Here is an 18,083-nt window from a genome sequence, read left to right on the forward strand (position 1 = left end):
GATGAACTCGTGCTGCGCCGCGTCGCCGAGCACCGCTACCTGACAACCCACCAGCTGCAAGGCTTCTGCTTCGCCGAGCACGCTAGCGACGCCTCGGCCTCACGCACCACCCGTCGGGTGCTGGCACGGCTGGAGGGCGACGGCCTGGTGCGGGCTCTCGAACGGCGGATCGGCGGCGTGCACGCCGGGTCGCAGGCCACCATCTGGCAGCTCGCTCCCGCCGGTAGTCGTCTGGTCTACGGGGAAGAGAAGCGTCGACGGAGCGGTCCGCCCAGTGACCGCTTCCTCCGTCACCAGTTAGCGGTGGCGGACGTCCACGTCCTACTCCAGCAGCACCAGCGCATTGAGGCGATCGAGCAGGTAGCAGTCGAGGTCGAACCCGCCTCATGGCGGCGCTACCAAGGCCCTACCGGAGAACCACGCTGGCTGCAGCCCGATCTGTTTGCTGAGATCACCAGCAGCGACTTCGTCGACCGCTACTTCATCGAAGTCGACCTGGGTACCGAGTCACTCCCCACGCTGCTCGGGAAGTGTGAGCAATACGAGCAGTACCTGAAGAGCGGCGTCGAGCAGGCGCGCTCCGGCGGCTTTCCGCTCGTGCTGTGGCTGTTCCTCAGTCCCGAGCGGGCGGACCGCCTCAAGGCGGCGGTGCGCCGCTCTGGGCGGCTGACCAACTCCCTCTACCGGTATGCCACGCCCGAGACGATCACCCAGGTGCTGGCCGGAGGTGGGGTATGAGCGCGGCCGCGGACGCTCTGCCGACAGGGCAGATCCTGCAAGGTGACGCCGTCGAGCGCCTCGGTGACCTGCCTGCGGGGAGCGTGGACTGCGTTGTCACGAGCCCGCCGTACTTCCGGCTGCGCGACTACGGCGTGCCGGGACAACTCGGGCTTGAAGGACACGTCGACCAGTGGGTTGAGGAGCTACGGGCCGTCACGCAGGCAATGGCCCGCGTGTTGAAGCCGACTGGGACGTTCTGGCTCAACCTTGGCGATACCTACAGCACGCATGCGAGAGAGGGCGCGCCGCCGAAGTCGCTGCTGGGTGCACCCGAACGGCTGCTGCTGGCACTGGTGGAGGACGGCTGGACGATCCGCAACAAGGTCCATCTGGGCTAAGACCAACCCGATGCCATCGAGCGTCACTGACCGGCTCTCCACCACGCACGAGTACCTCTACCTGCTGACTCGCGGCCCGCGCTACTACTTCGACCTTGACGCCATCCGCGAACCCCACCGCAGCCGACCACCTCAGCGACGGCGTGAACCGCGGCCGGGCAAATACGCCGCCGGGACACCAGCGCTGGGGCCGAACAGCGACGGTGACGATGGTCTGCGCGCCCTCAAGGCCCGCGGGATGGTCGGCCATCCGCTCGGCAAGAACCCCGGCGATGTCTGGCAGATGGCCACTGCTCACTTTCGCGGCGCCCACTTCGCCACCTACCCAGAGAGGTTGGTAAGGCGCATCATCCGCGCTGGTTGCCCGCCCGGCGGCATCGTGCTCGACCCCTTCATGGGCGCTGGCACAACCGCACTGGTGGCCGAAGCCGAAGGCAGGCGGTGGATCGGCATCGAACTAAACCCGGACTTCATCCAGCAAGCCGAAGCCCGACTAGCGGCGGTACGCGCCGCCGGACACGCACGACTGAACCGAAAGGAGGTGACATGAGTGAACACAACACCCACAACGAACTTGAACAGCACAACGAGCATCCGGAGAAGTCGGGTGCAGAGCACGAGGCCAGCCGCGAAGCGCTCATCACCCAGCGACCGAGGGTCTGGATCGGAAGCTTGGCGGACTACAACGCCGGCATCCTCACCGGTGACTGGGTGGACGCGGCAGTCGACGACCAGACACTCATCGAGGCGGCGAAGACCATCGTGGCCAAAAGCCACAATCCGCCGGCTGAGGAATGGGCCATCTTCGACTACGACAACTTCCACGGCTGGAAACCGGGCGAATACGAAGACCTCACCGTCGTCGCCCGCGTGGCGCGCGGCATCGCCCAGCATGGACCCGCCTTCGCCGCCTGGGCCGACCTCCACGACGCTGACCCCGACATGCTGGACGGCTTCGAGGACGCCTACCTCGGGTACTTCGACTCCACTGAAGCCTGGGCCGAGTCCGTGCTTGACGACATGGGCACGCGAGAGGAGATCGACCGACTCCTCGAAGAGAAGGTCGGTGACCTCGCGCGCTACGTCCAACTCGACACCGGCGCCTGGGCACAGGACTGCTGGATCAGCGGCGACATCGCCGTCTGCCATGACCCGGCGGGAGGGGTGTGGGTTTTCGACGGTCGACTCTGACAACTAGTAGCTGACTTGCAGAACCTTGACATCTGAACAGCGCAACATATTGTGGCGCGACACGCCGAGAGCCACTACATGTAGTGGTTAGTTGACAATGGGCGGTACCTTGTACTCAGTAACTACACCCTTGTAACCTTTGGTCACAAGGGGTCCGCCTGAGTGAAGGAGGTGGCAGTCCATGCCTACCGACTCCATCTACGCCTTCCATGGTACGACGTCGTCAGTCCTCGACTCGATCGCCACGAGCGGCCTCCAGAAGACCATAGGCGGTGGGCACTGGCTTGGCGACAACGGCATCTACTTTGTGCCGCGGGACCCCAAGTTCGCCCTTGGCTACGCACTTCAAAAGGTTCGGCGAGACAGAGCCAAGGGTATCGACGGCAGCCCCGTGGTCATTCGAGCGACCATCGACATGCGGGAGTGCTTCGACCTCCTCCTGATCGAGTACCGTGAGCTTCTCAAAGACTTCGCCCCGGCCTACCTTGATACCGTCCCTGAGTCCGTCTGGCCGGAGGTCGCTCAAGACCAAATACGGCGAGGCCTTGACAGTATGGTGATTCGGCAGGCGATGAAGGTTTTAAGAACCTCCGGCGGGAAGCCATATGCATCGCTGCAGGCGGCCGTGCCGGCCAGATTTGGGGAGATCCCTAAGGGCGTGTACCCCCCTGGGGGTGCGCTCTATCAGGTCGGCGACAAGAAGTCGTGGTTCGACATTCACGACCACGTGCAACTCATAGTTTTCGATGAGTCATGCATCAGCGACGTTGAAGTGGTTGAGGTCTAATCGCTATTCGGGCCAACAGCGATCGGATGAAAATCGAGGTTTTCGCGCCACTCCTGCGTAGCCGCCAACTTCTCGGCAGCTTTCGCCAAGGCCTCATAGACACGATCCTGCCCTTGCCGATCAATGCCAAACTTGTCCAACTCGGTCCGTGACGCCTCGCTAGGCGCAACGTAGCGGCCAAAGTCCTTCTCATTACGCATATTCAGTTGTCCTCCTGCTCATGATTATCGCACATAGCACATCCTAGGACAACGTGTCAAGGGCACCGCCTTGGGAACTGAACGAGTCTACGTCACGGTGTCAACAGGGAGACGAATGACACGCGTGTCATTTCGAACATAGTTTCACTTCCTCGGGAGCCTGCAGCCGCCCCTCGAACCCACTTCGGGTTCGGCGGCTGCACCACCCCGAGGAGGTGGCTGGATGCCCGCATCTGGGCAAACACCCTCAGGAAGGAGTAGGGAGCACCATGAAGACGCTCGCCATCCGGTTGGACGAGGATCTGCACACGCGGCTGACCATGCTGTCCAAGCTCGCAGGCACGACGGTGACGGACACCATCCGCACCGCCATCGAGCAGCACCTGACCGCCCTGGCCAGTGATCCTGCGATCACGGCCAAGGCCCAGGAACTGACTGCTGAGATCGAGAAGGAAGCTGCTCAGCAACGCCAGGCCCTCGCCGCCCTCATCGGCTCGACCACCACGTCGAGCCCATCGGCCGCTACCGCCCGCCCGGGCCGTAGCGCCAAGCGGTGACCGATCCGCAAGTCGCGGACGACACCGACAACCCTTCCACCCACGGTGGGAACCGGCGCACTGTTACGCGCCGGTTCCCACCGCAACTCAAGAGAAATAGACCCGCTAGACAAACAGATAGAGAAATTCATCCCACCCACTCATATTCCTCTTCACAATCGTGGAAATGTCCGTATAATGGGAACGGTGAGAAACTTGAAAACCAAGAAGCAAGAAGTCCAGAATAACGCTAGCAGTCAGCAGCCAGAATCATTTGGGTCATTTCTGCGCAACGCGCGAACAGCGAGAGGTCTGACGATGGCGACGCTTGCCAAGTCAGCTGGAATCGCCCTTGGTCAGCTCCACAAGCTTGAGACTGACCAGGTCAAGGGGAATATCAACGTGGGACATATTGCCGCGCTGGCCGGGCCGCTGGAAGTTCCGCTCTACCAGCTCTACCAAGCGGCCGGGTATCCGCCGGAACAGATTCCACTGCTGGAGCCCGAACTCGTCACCCGCCTGATGGAACTGCCACCTGAGGCACTGAGGAGCATCACGAACCTCCTGGACGGCCTCATGACTACCGGCAGCGCCACGTGGGATGGGCCACGTCTGGCGCCATTACCAGTGACGGTCGAAGAGGCCGAGGGTGAGAACGAACAGGAAGGAGGAGCGTCATGAGCAGCGACAGCAATGCAGAGTCGAAGGCAGTGGGCCGCGTAGACAGCGCACCGGGCACCCGCACGGTGCTCTACCTTCGCGTCTCCAGCAAGTCTCAGGTCGAAACCGACTACGACCCCGAGGGCCTGTCGGTGCCGGCTCAGCGGGCCATCTGCCAGACCAAGGCCGCACGTGACGGACTGACCATCGTTGATGAGTACGTCGAGCTGGGACGCTCCGGCACCAACGTCCAAGGACGACCTGCCTACCAAGAGATGATGCAGCGGATCAGCCGCGACCGGGACGTCGACGTCGTCATGGTCTACCAACTGTCCCGGCTCAACCGGAATCGCATCGACGATGCCCTCGTCATGATCCAGATGGATGCCGCTGGCGTGGCGCTCGTGTCAGCCACCGAGAACATTGACGACTCACCAGCCGGGCAGATGACCCGCGGCATTCTGGCGGCAATCAACCAATACCGATCTGCCTCCGAAGGTGAGGACATCGCCCGCAAGCTGGCCCACAAGGCCAAGCTCGGCGGCACCATCGGGCAAGCCAAACTCGGCTACCTCAACGTCAAGGAGGAGTTCGAGGGCCGCAGAGTCAGCTCCATCGCCTTCGACCCCGAACGCGCTGACCTTGTCCGGCAAGGCTTCGAGCTCTACGCCAGCGGCAACTACTCAGTGCAGCGACTGGCCGAGACCATGGCAGACAGAGGGCTCCGCACTCGGGTGACCAGACGGCATCCAGACGCCAAGGTCGTCACCGACTCCACCTGGCACCGCATACTGTGCGACCCGTATTACATCGGGCTCATCCGCTACAAGGGCGAGACCTTCAAGGGGCGGCATGAGCCGCTCGTCACGCCCGAGCTATTCGCCCTCGTCCAAGACGTCTACCAGGAGCGCTCAGCCCCGACCCGGCGCGACCGCACCCACTTCCACTACCTAAAGAAGCAACTCTACTGCGACCGCTGCCACCAAGCCGGACGACGCAACAAGCTGATCTACAGCGTCAACCGCGGCGGCGGAGGCACCCAGTACCAATACTACGTCTGCATCGGACGACAGAAGGGCGAGTGCGACCTGCCACACCTACCCGTCGCACTCGTCGAGGACTACGTCGTCCGCCACTACGGCACCCTCCGCTTGCCTGAGGACTTCATCGGCACCGTCACGAACGCCATCTCCGAAGCCCTGCGCGAAGAACAATCCACGCTGCGCGAACTCCACGGCACGCTCATCGCTCGGCTGTCCGAACTCGACACCCGAGAAGAGCGACTCATCGACCTTGCCGAGCAAGGCCTGCCACAGGAAAAGATCCGCGCCCGTCTGAACCAACTGCGAGAAGACCGCGCCCGCATCGAAACCGACCGCAACACCAGCGGCGCTGCGCTGGCGGTCGGAGCCGAGAGGCTAAAAGAGCACCTGCACCTGATCCACGACGTCGAGGAGCTCTACCGAGGCGCCACTGACCATGCCCGCGGCCTCCTGAACGACGCCTTCTTCCACAAGCTCTACGTCAACGAGCAGGGCGTGCGAGGCGAGGAACTCAAGGAGCCGGTACGCGAGATCCTGAATGCTGCACGACTGCACGGCGAGAGCGCCGAGAATGCTCCCACGCATGAAAACAGCGCCCCGGGCCGACGCAGCGATACCGCTACGCAGGCCCGAGGCGCTGCTCCTAACCTCAGTGACGTACTCGTGGCCATGAGGGGCAACCACCCCTCGGGTTCGAGTAGGACACTTCTGGCGGTGGCGCAGGGATTCGAACCCTGGGTGGAGTCACCCCCACACGCGCTTTCGAGGCGCGCTCCTTAGGCCGCTCGGACACGCCACCGCCGAGCAGGCTACTAGAGGCGGTGCTCGGCGAAGAAATCGAGCAGCAGCGCGGAACCCTCGGCGGCACGCACACCCCCGACAATCTCGCACCGGTGGGTCGCGCGGCGGTCGCGCGGGATATCCCAGACCGAGCCACAGGCACCCGCCTTGGGATCCCATGCGCCAAGGACCACCCGCCCGATCCGGGCGAGCATGAGGGCGCCCGCGCACATTGGGCAGGGCTCGAGGCTGACGACCAGCGTGCAGTCGGTCAATCGCCAAGAGCCGGTATGCCGTGCGGCCGCCCGCAGCGCCACCACCTCCGCGTGCGCTGTCGGGTCCCCTTCGGCCTCCCGGGCATTCCAGCCGACGCCGATCACCTGGCCGGCGGGGTCCACGACCACGGCTCCCACGGGCACGTCGCCCGTGGCGAGCGCCGCCTTGGCGGCGCTGAGGGCGTGACCCATCCACTCGTCATACTGCTCGCGCTGCGGGACCACGCGATAAGTTTCGCCTATGCGCGTCGTCCACCCGGATCATCCCCTGATCGACCACAAGCTGACCTACCTGCGCGACAAGCGCACCGACTCCCCCACCTTCCGGCGGTTGGCCGAGGAGTTGATGACGCTATTGGCCTATGAGGCGACCCGGGATGTGCGCGTCGAGCCGTTCGAGATCGAGACGCCGGTCGCGCCGACGACCGGCATCAAACTGTCCAACCCCAAGCCGCTGATCGTGCCGATCCTGCGCGCCGGACTCGGAATGCTCGAAGGCATGGTCCGGCTGCTCCCGAGCGCCGAGGTTGGCTTCTTGGGTATGCAGCGCGACGAGGAGACCCTCGCGATCACGACCTATGCGAATCGGCTGCCCGCCGACCTGTCAGGGCGTCAGGTCTATGCCCTCGACCCGATGCTCGCCACCGGTGGGTCGATGGCCGACGCGCTGCGCTTCCTCATCGAGCGGGGTGCCGACGACATCACGGCCGTCTGCCTCCTCGCCGCCCCCGAGGGCATCGCCCGCTTGGAGCGCGAGATGGCGGGCGTGCTCCCTCCGGTCACTCTCGTCGTCGGCGCCATCGATGAGCAACTCAACGAGCACGGCTATATCGTCCCCGGCCTTGGCGACGCCGGCGACCGCTTGTATGGCGTCGTCTAACCCCCGCGCCGGGTAACGATTTCGACCGTCGAAAGCCCAAGGATTACCGCAACAGGCACCCCATCCGGCACACTGGCCACATCTGCCACACGGGTGACAGTCATTGCGTGTGCGCGATCGGCCCCCGTCGCGCCAAGGAGGAAGCGAGATTTCCATGCCCCCGATCAAGAAGATCGTGCTGTGGCTGATCGTCATCTTCTTGCTCTATGCCATTTTGACCTCGCCGAGCGATGCCGCTGACATCGTGGACTCGGCCTGGGATGTCGTGCGCAATGGCGTCCAGAACATCTTCGACTTCTTCGACGCCCTGCTGCGCCGCAACTGACTGTCACCATGAGCGGAACCGAGCACACCGAGCCGGACCCGCTCGTGGCCGTGCCCCAGGCGGACCTGCGCAAGAACCTCACGGGCACCGAAGAGCTTCAGCTCAACCTGCACCAGCATCCGATGTCGTTGTGGCGCCCCGCCGCTCTCCTGCTCGCGGCCCTGACGCTCGTCGCGATGATGTTGCGAGGTGATCGCCTCCCCCTGCTTGCCGTGCTCCTGGTTTTGGCGGCGCTCGGCAACCTGGCGTGGCGCGAATACGAGCGGCGCCACAATTCCTTCGCGGCAACCGATCGCCGGGTTTTGCGCGTGGAAGGCGTCATCAACAAGTCCTTCCCGATGATGCGGCTCCAGAAGATCACCGACATGCGCCTGGACCAGCCACTCATCGGGCGCCTGGTCGGCTACGGCACCATCACCATCGAAAGCGCCGGGCAGGACCAGGCGATCCGCGAGTTCCGCTACGCCCCGCACCCGACGCAGGCATACCGGCGGTTGAACGCGATCATCTTCGGCGAGGAATGGGCGGGGCCGGAACCGGAGCTTCGTCACCCACCCGCGCGCCGCGCCGCGTCCGCCACCGTCCGGGGCGCCCGCCGCGCGGTCGGCGCCTCCCGGCAGGGCCTCGTCCGCGTCACCGACCGCCGGCCCGCGACCAATGCGGCGCCGGCGCTGCCCAAGGCGGGCAAGGTCAACTCGCCCATCCAGCACCACACGGGGCATAGCTTCTTCGGGGCCGGTGACCACCCGCAACAACCGCCCGCTCGGCGCCGGCGGCCAGGCGGTCCCACGCCCCCGTCCGATCGGTCGCCCAAACCCCCACGCCCGGCAGGGCCGGCCAACGACGCCTCCGGCAGAACCGCCACGCCCCCGAAGGCGAATCCCGCGCCGACCCCGCCGCCGCGGAGCTGGCCCGAGGCCGACACCGGAGAACTGCCGATCCTGCGGCCCCGCCAATGAACATCCAGAACGTGGGCGGTGTGACGCCCGCCACGTCGCAGCCGCTAGCGTTCCCCGGGTTTGGAGAAGTGCATACCGACGACAACCAGGTGAAAGGAGAGCCCCGATGAGTGTGATGCGCACCAAGACGATCGAACAGACGATTCGCGAAGGGGACGAGCCCGAATATCAGCTCAAGAAGAAGCTGACCGCCCTCGATCTGACGGTCTTCGGCGTCGGCGTGGTGATCGGCGCGGGGGTCTTCACCGTCGCCGGGCGCGCCGCGGCGACGCTGGCTGGTCCGGCCATCATCTTGTCCTTCATTGTCGCGGCCGTATGTTGTGCGCTCGCCGCCCTCTGTTATGCCGAGTTCGCCTCGGCGATCCCCGTCAGCGGCTCGGCCTACACCTTCTCCTATGCCTCACTCGGCGAGATCGTCGCGTGGATCATCGGGTGGGATCTCCTGCTTGAACTCATGCTCGGCGCCTCTGTCGTCGCGCAGGGCTGGTCGGCCTATCTCGGAGTCTTCCTCGGGCGGCTCAATATCGATATCCCGGCCTCCATCGCCTACGGATCCCACTTCGACCTGCCGGCCTTCCTGCTCGTGGCCGTGTTGACCGTCTTGGTGACCATCGGCATCCAGGAGTCGATGCGCGTCAACATGGTGCTCGTCGCCCTCAAGGTCTTCATCGTGCTCTTCGTGATCTTCGCGGGCATCGGCTATATCAACGCCGACAACTACAGCCCCTTCATCCCGCCCGCCGAAACGACCGCCGAGACCCACAGCGTGTGGACCGCGCCCCTGATCCAATCCATCTTCGGCATGGAACCATCCGCCTTCGGCGTGGGCGGCATCCTCGCCGGCGCCTCCCTGGTCTTCTTTGCCTATATCGGCTTCGACGTCGTGGCGACCACGGCGGAGGAAGCAAAGAACCCGGCTCGGGACCTGCCCCGCGGCATCATCGGATCGCTGATCATCTGCACCATCCTCTATTGCGCCGTCGCCCTCGTGATGACGGGCATGGTGTCCTACCGGGACCTCTCGGCCGAGGCCTCCCTCGCCCAGGTCTTCGTCGACGTGGGCAAGCCGCACTATGCGACGCTGATCGCGGCCGGCGCCGTCGCCGGCCTGACGACCGTGGTCATGACGCTGCTCATCGGCACCTCGCGCGTCATCTTCGCGATGTCGCGGGACTGGCTGCTGCCGGCCTGGCTCGGCAAGACCAACCCCAAGACCGGAACCCCGGTCAAGATCACGATCATCGTCGGCACGGTCGTGGCCCTCACGGCGGCGCTGACCCCGATCGGCAAGCTGGAATACATGATCAATATCGGCACGCTGACCGCCTTCTTCTTGGTCTCGCTGGCCGTGCCGGTGCTCCGCAAGCGGCGTCCCGACTTCAACCGGCCGTTCAAGGTGCCCTTCAGCCCGTTCCTGCCGTGGCTGTCGGCCCTGATCTGTGCCTATCTCATGCTCACGCTGCCCTTGGAGACCTGGATCCGCTTCATCATCTGGATGGCCTTGGGCTTCTTGATCTACTTCGTCTACGGCTACAAGCGCTCCCGCCTCGCGGGCCGTGACCCGCAGGATTCCGGCATCCCCTCGATGACCTCCACCTGAGGTCCTGGTCAGGGGGGCGGTCTCAACTTTCCCGCCCGATGCTACAAACCCCTCGTGCGCAACGGAACATTTCCGTTGCGCACGAGGGGTTTTTCCTTGCGTATGGCCGAGTCCGGACGCAGCTGCTACCAATCAATCAAGTTGTCGATGGCATAGCCGGCGGGTTCGGCACCCATGAACACCTGCTCCATGCGCACCTTGGTGATGCCAGAGCCGGCCAAGGTAATGGGCGCGACTCCATAGGTGGACGTCAAAGTTGAGCCAATCAAGGCGCCAGTCGCATTGTACCAACTGATGCGAATACTGCCTGCCGCGTCCAGATATCCAATGTCGAATCTGACATTTGATGCCGACCTCGGAAGCGTCGGACCAGTCGGCTGCACCAGGGTGAACTCTATAGGGCCCTGGAAAAGCGGACTTCCTGACAACACCGGTGACGTTGGGTTGGCGCCGTCACCGGACGTGAACATTCCCAGCCCGCTCGTGAAGTTGTAACCGTTGGCCCGGTACTGAGTGGTCACCGTGGATCCAAGTGAAACTTCGTCAAAAGTGATGGCCATTGGAAATGTTACGGTCGGACGGATTGTCTGGCCCTTGCTGTCGCGTACCAGCACGCTGAAGGCCGCTGGGCTGAGACTCGTGGGAATCCCGGAGACCTGCCCAGTTGACGACATTGTTAGGCCCGCGGGTAGTCGCTGCCCAGACGGCAACGTAAATCGATACGGCGCCACTCCATTGAGCCCCTGAAGCTGTGCGGAGTAGGATGCCCCAAGGACCGGCATCGGAAGTTGCGATGTCGTCAGACGCATCTCGGGAAGAGCCGCCTTTGCCAAAACGGACTGGGCAATTGGGCGAAGAGCGTCCCGGACCGCCGTGCTGTCGCTTCCATAATGTGACGTGTGAATGCCCACACCACCAAGCGGATTAGCAGCACCCTTGATCGCGTCGCAGACGATGTCGCCCGAGTCACAAATGGAGAACCACTTTGGTTGCAAGGCCGCGGGAACCTTGGCCTTGGTGGGCTTATATGAGTTCCCGTCCAGGCCAAACACCGCCCAGCTCACGCCGAACGAAAAAGAGCCCTCCTTGCTGGTTCCATAGTGACGGCCCATTTCGTTCGCGACTCGGTCACCATCGGCTATATTCAGAAAGGCCACCGTTCGCGAGAGAGCATTGACATATCGGGAGTCCTTCGCCATGGCGAACATCGCTCGGTGAGCGACCATCGCCCCCTGGGAGTAGCCTGAAATGACATACCTCTCACGCGGGCACGTCGCAGACCTCCTCAGGATGCCCTGCATGACTGATGTGACGCCCACATCAATACCCTCGAAGTAGTACCTCGTGATAACGGCCTCGACCGCCTGAGCAGGATAGGCGATCCCTTCGCCAGCGATGCGGCGGCCAGGAAGTTGCGCGGCGAGTCCGTTAAACGCCGCAAACACTTTGCCGCCCATGTCGAACGTGCGGTCATCAAGCGGCTCACCGCTCCCTCTGAGTCCATAGAAGACGATGTCCTGACACGGAGATAGGGCATTGAGACGCGAGACTTGGGCCGGATTGACCGCAGCCCGCCCAATAGCCGAGCCCGAAGATCCGGCGGGAGTCGACTCGGCACTTGCCGTGAGAGGTGACGCAACGAGCCCTGACGCGGCACAGGTAGCCAGTGCCCAACGGGCTACCTTGGACGCTCGCATCACGAGGTGCTCACCAGCTTCATCGCGTTCGTCTGCCAGTTCCACGTCCATACCTGGGTGACGTTGTCCCGGGTTTGCACGGCCACGGTGGACCCATCGGGTGACATGGATACATTGTCCGCTGGCCAATACAGGTGGGCACGTTGGCCATAGAGATCGACTACATCGAGGTAGTCAGACGTGTTGGAGGTTGCGACGAGCACGTCGCCAAAACGTCCAACATCCCATGAAGGAACCGAATACGAGTCCGCATCATCCTGCGTCCAGGTTACACCCTGCTTGCCACGAGTCACGAAGTCTGCGTACCCAGTTCCGGAATCGGAAACCAAGTTGACGAATCCCACACCACCATTGTTGTTGGCCCGGACTTCCTGAATCTGATTTCGCTGCCCTGTCCTACATACTGCCTCCGTGATGACGGGCTTTGTGGTCCCCAGCGTCCACTTGGAGATGACCGCCATCGTGTCCGGGACGCGCCCGCACCACGCCGTTACCTTCGGATCGGAGAAGGCGTCCGACATGAATCCGACTGTCCTGCCATCCTGGGAAATGCTCGGCCAATACGAGCCCACGCTCAACTGCGCACCAGAGGGGTTCAATGAGATACGCGTGGTCTTCTTGCTCACCAGGTCTCGGACGAACACATCCTGAACACTATTGGTGTCACCCGAGACCAAGTTCTTGGCGGCCGAGATGAATACGACGCTCGTTCCGTTGCCACTGATCCGGCCACGCTTAGATGCGCCCACAGCCTGCGCACCAGAGTTTGTGACATTTACCCGCACAATGGCCCCTGTCGCCACCTCGACTCGGAAAATGTCGGCCTTTCCGTTAGTGTCGTTCGGAACAAGATTGCTTGCCACCGAAGTGAAGACCACAAACTTTCCGTCATCGCTGATCGACGGGTCGACACTCGCCCCATTCGCCTGGCCCTTGACGCCCACGGAGATTCGCTTCGTCTTGGAGTACGCAGTGTCTCTCACGAAGATATCGGCCACGCCATTTGTGTCTCCACTGACGAGATTGCTTGCAACGGAAGTGAACGCAACATAGCGGCCCGCGGCGCTGACATCCGGCGCCCCGGACGAGCCATTCCCCTGAACCCCCGGCGATGCGCCAACAGGGCCGATGCCCATGATTGAGCCACCCAGAAATATCCCTCCCGTCGCCACGATTGATGTTGATCGGAGTTTTCGCATGGATTCCTCTCACTATCCTCGACACCGTGTCGAGCCTGACTGAAGGCTAGGAGAGAGAAACTGGATAAGGGAGTCCACTATTTTGGGGACATGCCGCGCTACCGGGTGATGGCAGCGAGACTGCCCGACCAACGGTGTGACTGGCCCGAAACGCCAACGAGGGTTGGCGGGAAAGGTCAGTGATGGTCGAGACACTGCCGAGCGTGAGCTCGATGCCGAAGGAAGCGAAGAAGCGAGTCGCCTGGTCCGAGACCGAGCGGGCAGCGGTGCGGGAGCTGGTCAAGGCCGCCCGTAGCCGTGGTTGGGGGTGCCCCCGCTTGCGGGGGAGGACCTAACCTCGACCCTTCATGAGTGAGGGGGGTGACACGCCTGAGATGCACCAAAGTGCCTGTCCTGCAACGAGGTAATCGTGCTTGCGAGAACAGTTCTCCTCGAGCGGGAAGGCACTTGGTAGGTGAAGGGTACATCGTGGTCGGCAGGGTTGGGCGTTTCTGGTGACGGGAGGGGCGTGGTCGCCCACGCGGGCAGTGTCGCGGTGCGGCTGCTGGCTGATCGGGGGGGCTGACCGGCGCGCTCTCGGGCGCGCTGAGACGGCGGGGTTTCGTCCCGGGTCATGACCGGGGACGGGTGCTGGTGGATGTCGCCACGATGCTGGTCGCTGGTAGTGAAGCGATCGCCGATATCGATACCCTGCGCCACCAAGGCCAGGTGATCGGGTCGGTGGCTTCGCCGGCTGGGGGTACCTCCCGCTTGCGGGGGCCGGTATGGCGGGCCTTGGACGAACTCGCCGAGACTCCCGGGAAGCGGGTCGCGGCGGCGCGCGCCACGACTCGGGCGCGGGTGGTGGGGCTACTGCCCGGCGGGGTCCCGGCCGCCCGAGTGGCCGACACCAGGTTGCCGACGAATCTGGTGGTGTTGGATGTCGATGCCACGAACGTGATGGCCGAGCTTGTCAAGTCTTCTGTGTAAATGGTCTTCTCAGAGGTGGCGGTTGATGCGGTCGGGGTAGATGAGGGCGAGTTCGCCGAGGGGGGCTTTCCAGCCTTGGAGCTGGGCGCCTTCGACAAGCTTGCCCGGGGCTTTGCGCTCGTTCTTGGGGGCGCGGGCTTCCTTGGCGCGTTGCCGGGCTCTTTTGTCCTCGATGTTCATGATCGCCAGCCAGAGGAGCTTGATGACGGCGGCGTCGCTGGGGCAGTGGCCGCGGTTCTTGATGATCTTGCGCAGCTGGAAGTTCAACGACCTGAAGCTCTCTTGTCAAGCGGCGACGGTTGAGGGGGCGGTTGGGGCTCGCTTGGCGTCGTTCCACATGTGTCTGATGATGACGTTGGCGAGTTGACGCTTGTGGGCGCGGCGGGCACCGCGGGCTGTCTTGCCAGTTGCGCTGCTCTTGGCGAGGTAGGTCTTGGCTGGCTCGTGCATGCGTGCCTGGGTGACGTGGACGATGTGCAGGACGCTGTTGACTTGACGGTTGCCGGCCAGGTCGAGGCGATGTCGTCGGGGCTGGCCGTGGCCCTCTCCGGAGGACACGGCCACGGGTGCGGCGCCGCACCACCGGGCGAACTGGGCTTCGGTCTCGAACCGGGTCGGGTCGCCGATTTCGGTGAGCAGCGTCATGGCGGTGACCACGCCGACACCGACGATCTCGGTGAGGGTGCAGCCCAGTTCGCTCAGGAGTGCGGGGACTTCAGCGTCGACCTTTTTGAGGCCGATGGTGATGGCGTCGACCGCTGACAGTGTTGATTGCAGCCACCGGATCCGGGCCGAGTCGGCACGGGACAGGGCGCCGGTGTCGAGGGTGCGGATCGTCTTCAGTGCGGCCATGACGCGGCTGGTCGCGGGCAGTTGGTCGCGGATCTCGACGGGCAGGGCGCACAGGACGGGCTCGGCCTCGGTCAGCAGCCGAACCCGCTGCAGGACAAGAGATTCCCGTTGCGATCTCAGGACGCGCAGCGTGTCCCATGCCGGTGACGGGGTCTCGACGTGCTTGCGGGCGGGCGGCAGCGCGGGATCGGCGAGGGTCTCGGCTGCGATCGCGTGGGCGTCGGTGATGTCGGTCTTGGCCCGGTGCCGACGGCGGCGTCGGTCGTTGGTGCGGGAGGCTTGAACTTCTCGAACGTCATATCCGCTGGCTCGCAGAGCGGCCACCACGGGCGCCCCGAGGCTGGCGGAGCCTTCGACCCCGACCCGGTCTATGACCACGCCGGCGCCCGTGAGGATCTCCAGCAGGCGCGCCAGGCCTTCGAAGCTGATCTCGAAGGACTCGCAGGTGATGAGCTCGCCCGTGGCAGAGAGCACGGCGACGGTGCCCGAGCGTTTGTGCGGGTCGATCCCCGCGACGGCTGACGTGGTGATGAGGTACTCCTCCTACGCCGCGTTACGGTGCGGGCAGCGGGTCCGGGTCGCCGGCAGATCTGGGTTGAGTCGAGCAGGCTCCCTTCAAGCCAGGCACCCGGGCCCGCGCCCAAACGGCCGGCCCGGCAGTTCGAATCAAGGACACCAAGGTCAATAGCGTTCAGAGCCAGGGCCGACCGATCGCCCCTGCTCGCGAGGCCGAGGCGACATGCATAGCCAAACACCCAGATCGCATTCGTCGAGCACAAGGCCGTGCGGATCTCCACGTCGTACGCGAGGAACGGGATGAACTGCTCCCACGCGGCCCGCCACAGCTTCGGGATCGCAGGGTAGGCCTTGCCCCACTTCTCTTCGAACTCCTCGAACCTGGCCCAGGCCGCGTCCGCGGATGGCGCGGTATTGATCGGGCGCAGGTCTTTGGCGATCGCTTCCCGGTAGCGTTTGGAGGCGTACCGGAACGTGCCGCGGCTCAGGTGCACGATGCACGTTGAACGATCGTGGCGGGGAATACCGTGGTCACCGAGTTCGGCAGCCCCTTGAGCCCATCACAGACTGCGGGCACCTCCCGCTTGCGGGGGCTGAAGAACACGTCCGCGACGCCCCTTGTTCTTCAGTTCGGTGAGCACGTTCAGCCAGTACTTCGCGGACTCCCCGCCGACCCCGGTGCCTGGCCAGACCCCGAGCACGTCGCGGTGTCCGTGCAGGTCGACCCCGACCGCGGCGTAGAACGGCTGGTTGCCGACCTGCCCGTCACGGACCTTGACATAGATGGCGTCGATGAAGATCGCCCCGTACACGCGGTGCAGGGTCGAGCGGACCAGGCCTGCATGGCCCCCGCAAGCGGGAGGCACCCCCACTCGATCACCTTGTCGGTGATCCGCGAGACGGTGTCCTTGGACACCGACGCCCCGTAGGTCTCCGCGAAGTGAGCACTGATCTCTCCGGTGGTCAGGCCGCGGGCGTACAGCGACAACACGATCGCGTCCACGTCGCTCAGGCGGCGTTGCCGCTTCTTGACGATCACCGGCTCGAACGTGCCGTCCCGGTCCCGCGGCACCTCGACCTGCACCGGTCGGCGTTGTCCGTCAACACCGTCTTGGACCGGGTTCCGTTGCGGGAGTTGCCGCCGTTACGTCCTTCGGCAGCGTGTTTGTCGTAGCCGACGTGTTCGGTCATCTCTTCCTCGAGAGCGGCCTCGATGACCTGTTTGGTGATCGTCTTCAGCAGCCCCTCCGGGCCAGTCAAATCGTCACCCTGGCGCGAGCCGCTGCAACGAGCTCGCGGACCGCTTTGCGCTCCACCTCTTCAGGTGTGAGCGTCTTCTGGGCTGCCTTCCGCAGTGGGCTCACGCCCACCAGTGCGCTCGGTCATCACTGACCCTTCCCCGCTGACCCAGTCAGCGTGTTGTGGGCTTGACCCCGTTTGACGGACATCCTGACTGGCCAGGTCCGCCTGGCAGGAGAGGATGCCTTCATGGGTGCAGTGCGAAGGAAGTACACCCCGCAGTACCGGCGTGATGCCGCGCATCTGGTGATCGATACCGGTCGCGCGATCCGTGCGGTGGCCGACGAGATCGGTGTAGGGGAACAGCTGTTGGGTCGTTGGGTCGCGATCGAGCGGTCGCGGATGGATGAGCCGCCGCCGGCTGTGGATCTGAACGAGCGGGCCGAGTTGGAACGGCTCCGGGCGGAGAACGCGCAACTGCGGATGGATCGGGAATTCTTGAAAAAGGCAGCGGCCTTCTTCGTGGCGGAGAACGCGTCGAGCCAGACGCCGCGTTCGCAGTGATCCACACGGAGAAGGCCGACATGGAGCGGTCGAGGCCGTCGGTGGCGCGGATGTGTGATCTGCTCGGGGTGTCTCGCTCGGGCTACTACGACTGGGTCGAGCGGCAAGCGGCCGGGCCGGGCCCGCGCGCGCAGCGGCTGTCGGAGTTGGCCGGGAAAGTCGCTGCCGCGCACGAGGAGTCCGATAGCGTGTACGGGGCGCCACGGATCACTGCCGAGCTCCGCGCCGCCGGTGAGGTGGTGTCGGTCAAGACGGTCGCGAAAGTGATGCGTCACAACGGGATCCACGGGATCAGTCCACGGCCATGGCATCCGGTGACCACGATCACCGACCCGTCCCCGCACGCGATCCCCGACTTTGTCGGGCGTCGGTTCGACACCGGAGAACTCAACACGGTGTGGACCTCCGACATCACCTACCTGGCCACCGGAGAGGGCTGGGTGTACCTGTGCGCGGTCCGGGACGGCTGTTCTCGCCGGGTGCTGGGGTACGCCTTCAGCGACAGCCTGCACACCGACATCGTCGAAGACGCGTTGCGGCGCGCGGTCACCTTCCGCGACGGTGACACCGTCGGGGTGATCCTGCACGCGGATAGTAAGACTGTTGCCTGCCTAGGTGCTCCCGGGTTTCGTGACTCGCACGCCGATCGACCCTGGGGGCTACCGTGGTGTCGGAGGTGTTCTCGCAGCATCC

General features: G+C 64.3%; 22 protein-coding genes, 1 tRNA gene and 3 pseudogenes. 15 read left to right on the forward strand and 11 right to left on the reverse strand.

The features are described from left to right. Positions 1 to 9 precede the first annotated feature (9 nt). From ABD209_RS19560 to ABD209_RS19580, 5 genes are all read left to right on the forward strand, one after another. Positions 10 to 738 carry a replication-relaxation family protein gene (locus ABD209_RS19560; protein ID WP_344069729.1) on the forward strand — a complete coding sequence of 243 codons (729 nt, stop codon included), beginning with the start codon at positions 10 to 12 and terminating at the stop codon, positions 736 to 738. Then, positions 735 to 1,118, forward strand: coding sequence for a DNA methyltransferase (locus tag ABD209_RS19565; RefSeq protein ID WP_344069732.1), 384 nt, complete (start codon positions 735 to 737; stop codon positions 1,116 to 1,118). The genes ABD209_RS19560 and ABD209_RS19565 overlap by 4 nt, the downstream gene beginning before the upstream one ends. A 10-nt stretch (positions 1,119 to 1,128) precedes the next feature. Further along, positions 1,129 to 1,668 carry a DNA-methyltransferase gene (locus tag ABD209_RS19570; protein ID WP_344069735.1) on the forward strand — a complete coding sequence of 180 codons (540 nt, stop codon included), beginning with the start codon at positions 1,129 to 1,131 and terminating at the stop codon, positions 1,666 to 1,668. Beyond that, complete coding sequence (locus tag ABD209_RS19575) at positions 1,665 to 2,309, forward strand: antirestriction protein ArdA (RefSeq protein ID WP_344069738.1); 645 nt, start codon at positions 1,665 to 1,667, stop codon at positions 2,307 to 2,309. The genes ABD209_RS19570 and ABD209_RS19575 overlap by 4 nt, the downstream gene beginning before the upstream one ends. 181 nt (positions 2,310 to 2,490) lie before the next feature. Then, the gene (locus tag ABD209_RS19580) at positions 2,491 to 3,096 is read left to right on the forward strand and encodes a hypothetical protein (RefSeq protein ID WP_344069740.1); all 606 of its coding nucleotides are present in this window, start codon (positions 2,491 to 2,493) and stop codon (positions 3,094 to 3,096) included. On the opposite strand, the gene ABD209_RS19585 is transcribed toward ABD209_RS19580, so the two are convergent. After that, positions 3,093 to 3,296: a hypothetical protein gene (locus ABD209_RS19585; RefSeq protein ID WP_344069742.1), complete on the reverse strand. Its 204-nt coding sequence runs from the start codon at positions 3,294 to 3,296 to the stop codon at positions 3,093 to 3,095. The two genes, ABD209_RS19580 and ABD209_RS19585, sit on opposite strands and share 4 nt — an antisense overlap. Before the next feature lie 269 nt (positions 3,297 to 3,565). Between ABD209_RS19585 and ABD209_RS19590 the strand changes: the two genes are divergently transcribed. The 3 genes and pseudogenes from ABD209_RS19590 to ABD209_RS19970 form a co-directional block, all read left to right on the forward strand. Beyond that, positions 3,566 to 3,853 (forward strand): hypothetical protein, encoded by a 288-nt coding sequence (locus tag ABD209_RS19590; protein WP_344069745.1) that lies wholly within the window; start codon positions 3,566 to 3,568, stop codon positions 3,851 to 3,853. A gap of 186 nt (positions 3,854 to 4,039) precedes the next feature. Beyond that, the gene (locus ABD209_RS19595) at positions 4,040 to 4,513 is read left to right on the forward strand and encodes a helix-turn-helix domain-containing protein (RefSeq protein WP_344069748.1); all 474 of its coding nucleotides are present in this window, start codon (positions 4,040 to 4,042) and stop codon (positions 4,511 to 4,513) included. After that, positions 4,510 to 5,391 (forward strand): annotated as a pseudogene (locus ABD209_RS19970) (recombinase family protein); the annotation flags it as partial. The gene ABD209_RS19595 and the pseudogene ABD209_RS19970, both read left to right, overlap by 4 nt. 198 nt (positions 5,392 to 5,589) lie before the next feature. On the opposite strand, the gene ABD209_RS19600 reads toward ABD209_RS19970, so the two are convergent. The 4 genes from ABD209_RS19600 to ABD209_RS19615 form a co-directional block, all read right to left on the reverse strand. Continuing rightward, positions 5,590 to 5,835 (reverse strand): hypothetical protein, encoded by a 246-nt coding sequence (locus ABD209_RS19600; protein ID WP_344069751.1) that lies wholly within the window; start codon positions 5,833 to 5,835, stop codon positions 5,590 to 5,592. Positions 5,836 to 5,910: 75 nt separating this feature from the next. Beyond that, complete coding sequence (locus ABD209_RS19605; RefSeq protein ID WP_344069754.1) at positions 5,911 to 6,120, reverse strand: hypothetical protein; 210 nt, start codon at positions 6,118 to 6,120, stop codon at positions 5,911 to 5,913. A gap of 124 nt (positions 6,121 to 6,244) precedes the next feature. After that, a tRNA-Ser gene (locus ABD209_RS19610) sits at positions 6,245 to 6,334 on the reverse strand. Positions 6,335 to 6,347: 13 nt separating this feature from the next. Then, a complete protein-coding gene (locus ABD209_RS19615; RefSeq protein ID WP_344069757.1) occupies positions 6,348 to 6,815 on the reverse strand; it encodes a nucleoside deaminase in 468 nt (155 codons plus the stop codon). A 16-nt stretch (positions 6,816 to 6,831) separates the two neighbouring features. Here ABD209_RS19615 and upp point away from each other — a divergent pair, with 16 nt between their 5' ends. The 4 genes from upp (at position 6,832) to ABD209_RS19635 (ending at position 10,354) form a co-directional block, all read left to right on the forward strand. Then, complete coding sequence (gene upp / locus ABD209_RS19620) at positions 6,832 to 7,470, forward strand: uracil phosphoribosyltransferase (RefSeq protein WP_344069760.1); 639 nt, start codon at positions 6,832 to 6,834, stop codon at positions 7,468 to 7,470. A 154-nt stretch (positions 7,471 to 7,624) separates the two neighbouring features. Then, positions 7,625 to 7,795: a hypothetical protein gene (locus tag ABD209_RS19625; protein ID WP_344069763.1), complete on the forward strand. Its 171-nt coding sequence runs from the start codon at positions 7,625 to 7,627 to the stop codon at positions 7,793 to 7,795. A gap of 8 nt (positions 7,796 to 7,803) precedes the next feature. Continuing rightward, positions 7,804 to 8,754 carry a PH domain-containing protein gene (locus tag ABD209_RS19630; protein ID WP_344069766.1) on the forward strand — a complete coding sequence of 317 codons (951 nt, stop codon included), beginning with the start codon at positions 7,804 to 7,806 and terminating at the stop codon, positions 8,752 to 8,754. A gap of 106 nt (positions 8,755 to 8,860) precedes the next feature. Continuing rightward, complete coding sequence (locus ABD209_RS19635) at positions 8,861 to 10,354, forward strand: APC family permease (protein WP_344069769.1); 1,494 nt, start codon at positions 8,861 to 8,863, stop codon at positions 10,352 to 10,354. Positions 10,355 to 10,479: 125 nt separating this feature from the next. Here the strand turns inward: ABD209_RS19635 and ABD209_RS19640 are convergent, their stop codons facing one another. Both ABD209_RS19640 and ABD209_RS19645 read right to left on the reverse strand, forming a co-directional pair. Beyond that, complete coding sequence (locus tag ABD209_RS19640; RefSeq protein ID WP_344069772.1) at positions 10,480 to 12,102, reverse strand: cutinase family protein; 1,623 nt, start codon at positions 12,100 to 12,102, stop codon at positions 10,480 to 10,482. Continuing rightward, positions 12,051 to 13,187: a TolB family protein gene (locus ABD209_RS19645; RefSeq protein WP_344069775.1), complete on the reverse strand. Its 1,137-nt coding sequence runs from the start codon at positions 13,185 to 13,187 to the stop codon at positions 12,051 to 12,053. Before ABD209_RS19645 ends, ABD209_RS19640 begins: the two co-directional genes overlap by 52 nt. A gap of 696 nt (positions 13,188 to 13,883) precedes the next feature. Between ABD209_RS19645 and ABD209_RS19650 the strand changes: the two genes are divergently transcribed. Further along, entirely contained in the window at positions 13,884 to 14,219 is a 336-nt protein-coding gene (locus tag ABD209_RS19650) for a hypothetical protein (RefSeq protein ID WP_344069778.1), read from the forward strand. A 9-nt stretch (positions 14,220 to 14,228) separates the two neighbouring features. On the opposite strand, the pseudogene ABD209_RS19655 reads toward ABD209_RS19650, so the two are convergent. The 4 genes and pseudogenes from ABD209_RS19655 to ABD209_RS19670 form a co-directional block, all read right to left on the reverse strand. Then, positions 14,229 to 14,498 (reverse strand): annotated as a pseudogene (locus ABD209_RS19655) (IS256 family transposase); the annotation flags it as partial. Positions 14,499 to 14,504: 6 nt separating this feature from the next. Further along, the gene (locus ABD209_RS19660; protein ID WP_344069797.1) at positions 14,505 to 15,602 is read right to left on the reverse strand and encodes an IS110 family RNA-guided transposase; all 1,098 of its coding nucleotides are present in this window, start codon (positions 15,600 to 15,602) and stop codon (positions 14,505 to 14,507) included. Positions 15,603 to 15,889: 287 nt separating this feature from the next. Continuing rightward, positions 15,890 to 16,671, reverse strand: a pseudogene (locus ABD209_RS19665) (IS256 family transposase); the annotation flags it as partial. Then, positions 16,623 to 16,847 carry a transposase gene (locus ABD209_RS19670; RefSeq protein ID WP_344069781.1) on the reverse strand — a complete coding sequence of 75 codons (225 nt, stop codon included), beginning with the start codon at positions 16,845 to 16,847 and terminating at the stop codon, positions 16,623 to 16,625. The gene ABD209_RS19670 and the pseudogene ABD209_RS19665, both read right to left, overlap by 49 nt. Positions 16,848 to 17,024: 177 nt before the next feature. Here ABD209_RS19670 and ABD209_RS19675 point away from each other — a divergent pair, with 177 nt between their 5' ends. Beyond that, positions 17,025 to 17,390: a transposase gene (locus tag ABD209_RS19675; RefSeq protein ID WP_344069784.1), complete on the forward strand. Its 366-nt coding sequence runs from the start codon at positions 17,025 to 17,027 to the stop codon at positions 17,388 to 17,390. Continuing rightward, on the forward strand, positions 17,321 to 18,083 hold a 763-nt coding region (locus ABD209_RS19680), incomplete at its 3' end, for an IS3 family transposase (protein ID WP_344069800.1). The genes ABD209_RS19675 and ABD209_RS19680, both read left to right, overlap by 70 nt.

It is taken from the genome of Nostocoides vanveenii, assembly GCF_039531165.1.
In the GTDB taxonomy this organism is placed as follows: domain Bacteria; phylum Actinomycetota; class Actinomycetes; order Actinomycetales; family Dermatophilaceae; genus Nostocoides_A; species Nostocoides_A vanveenii.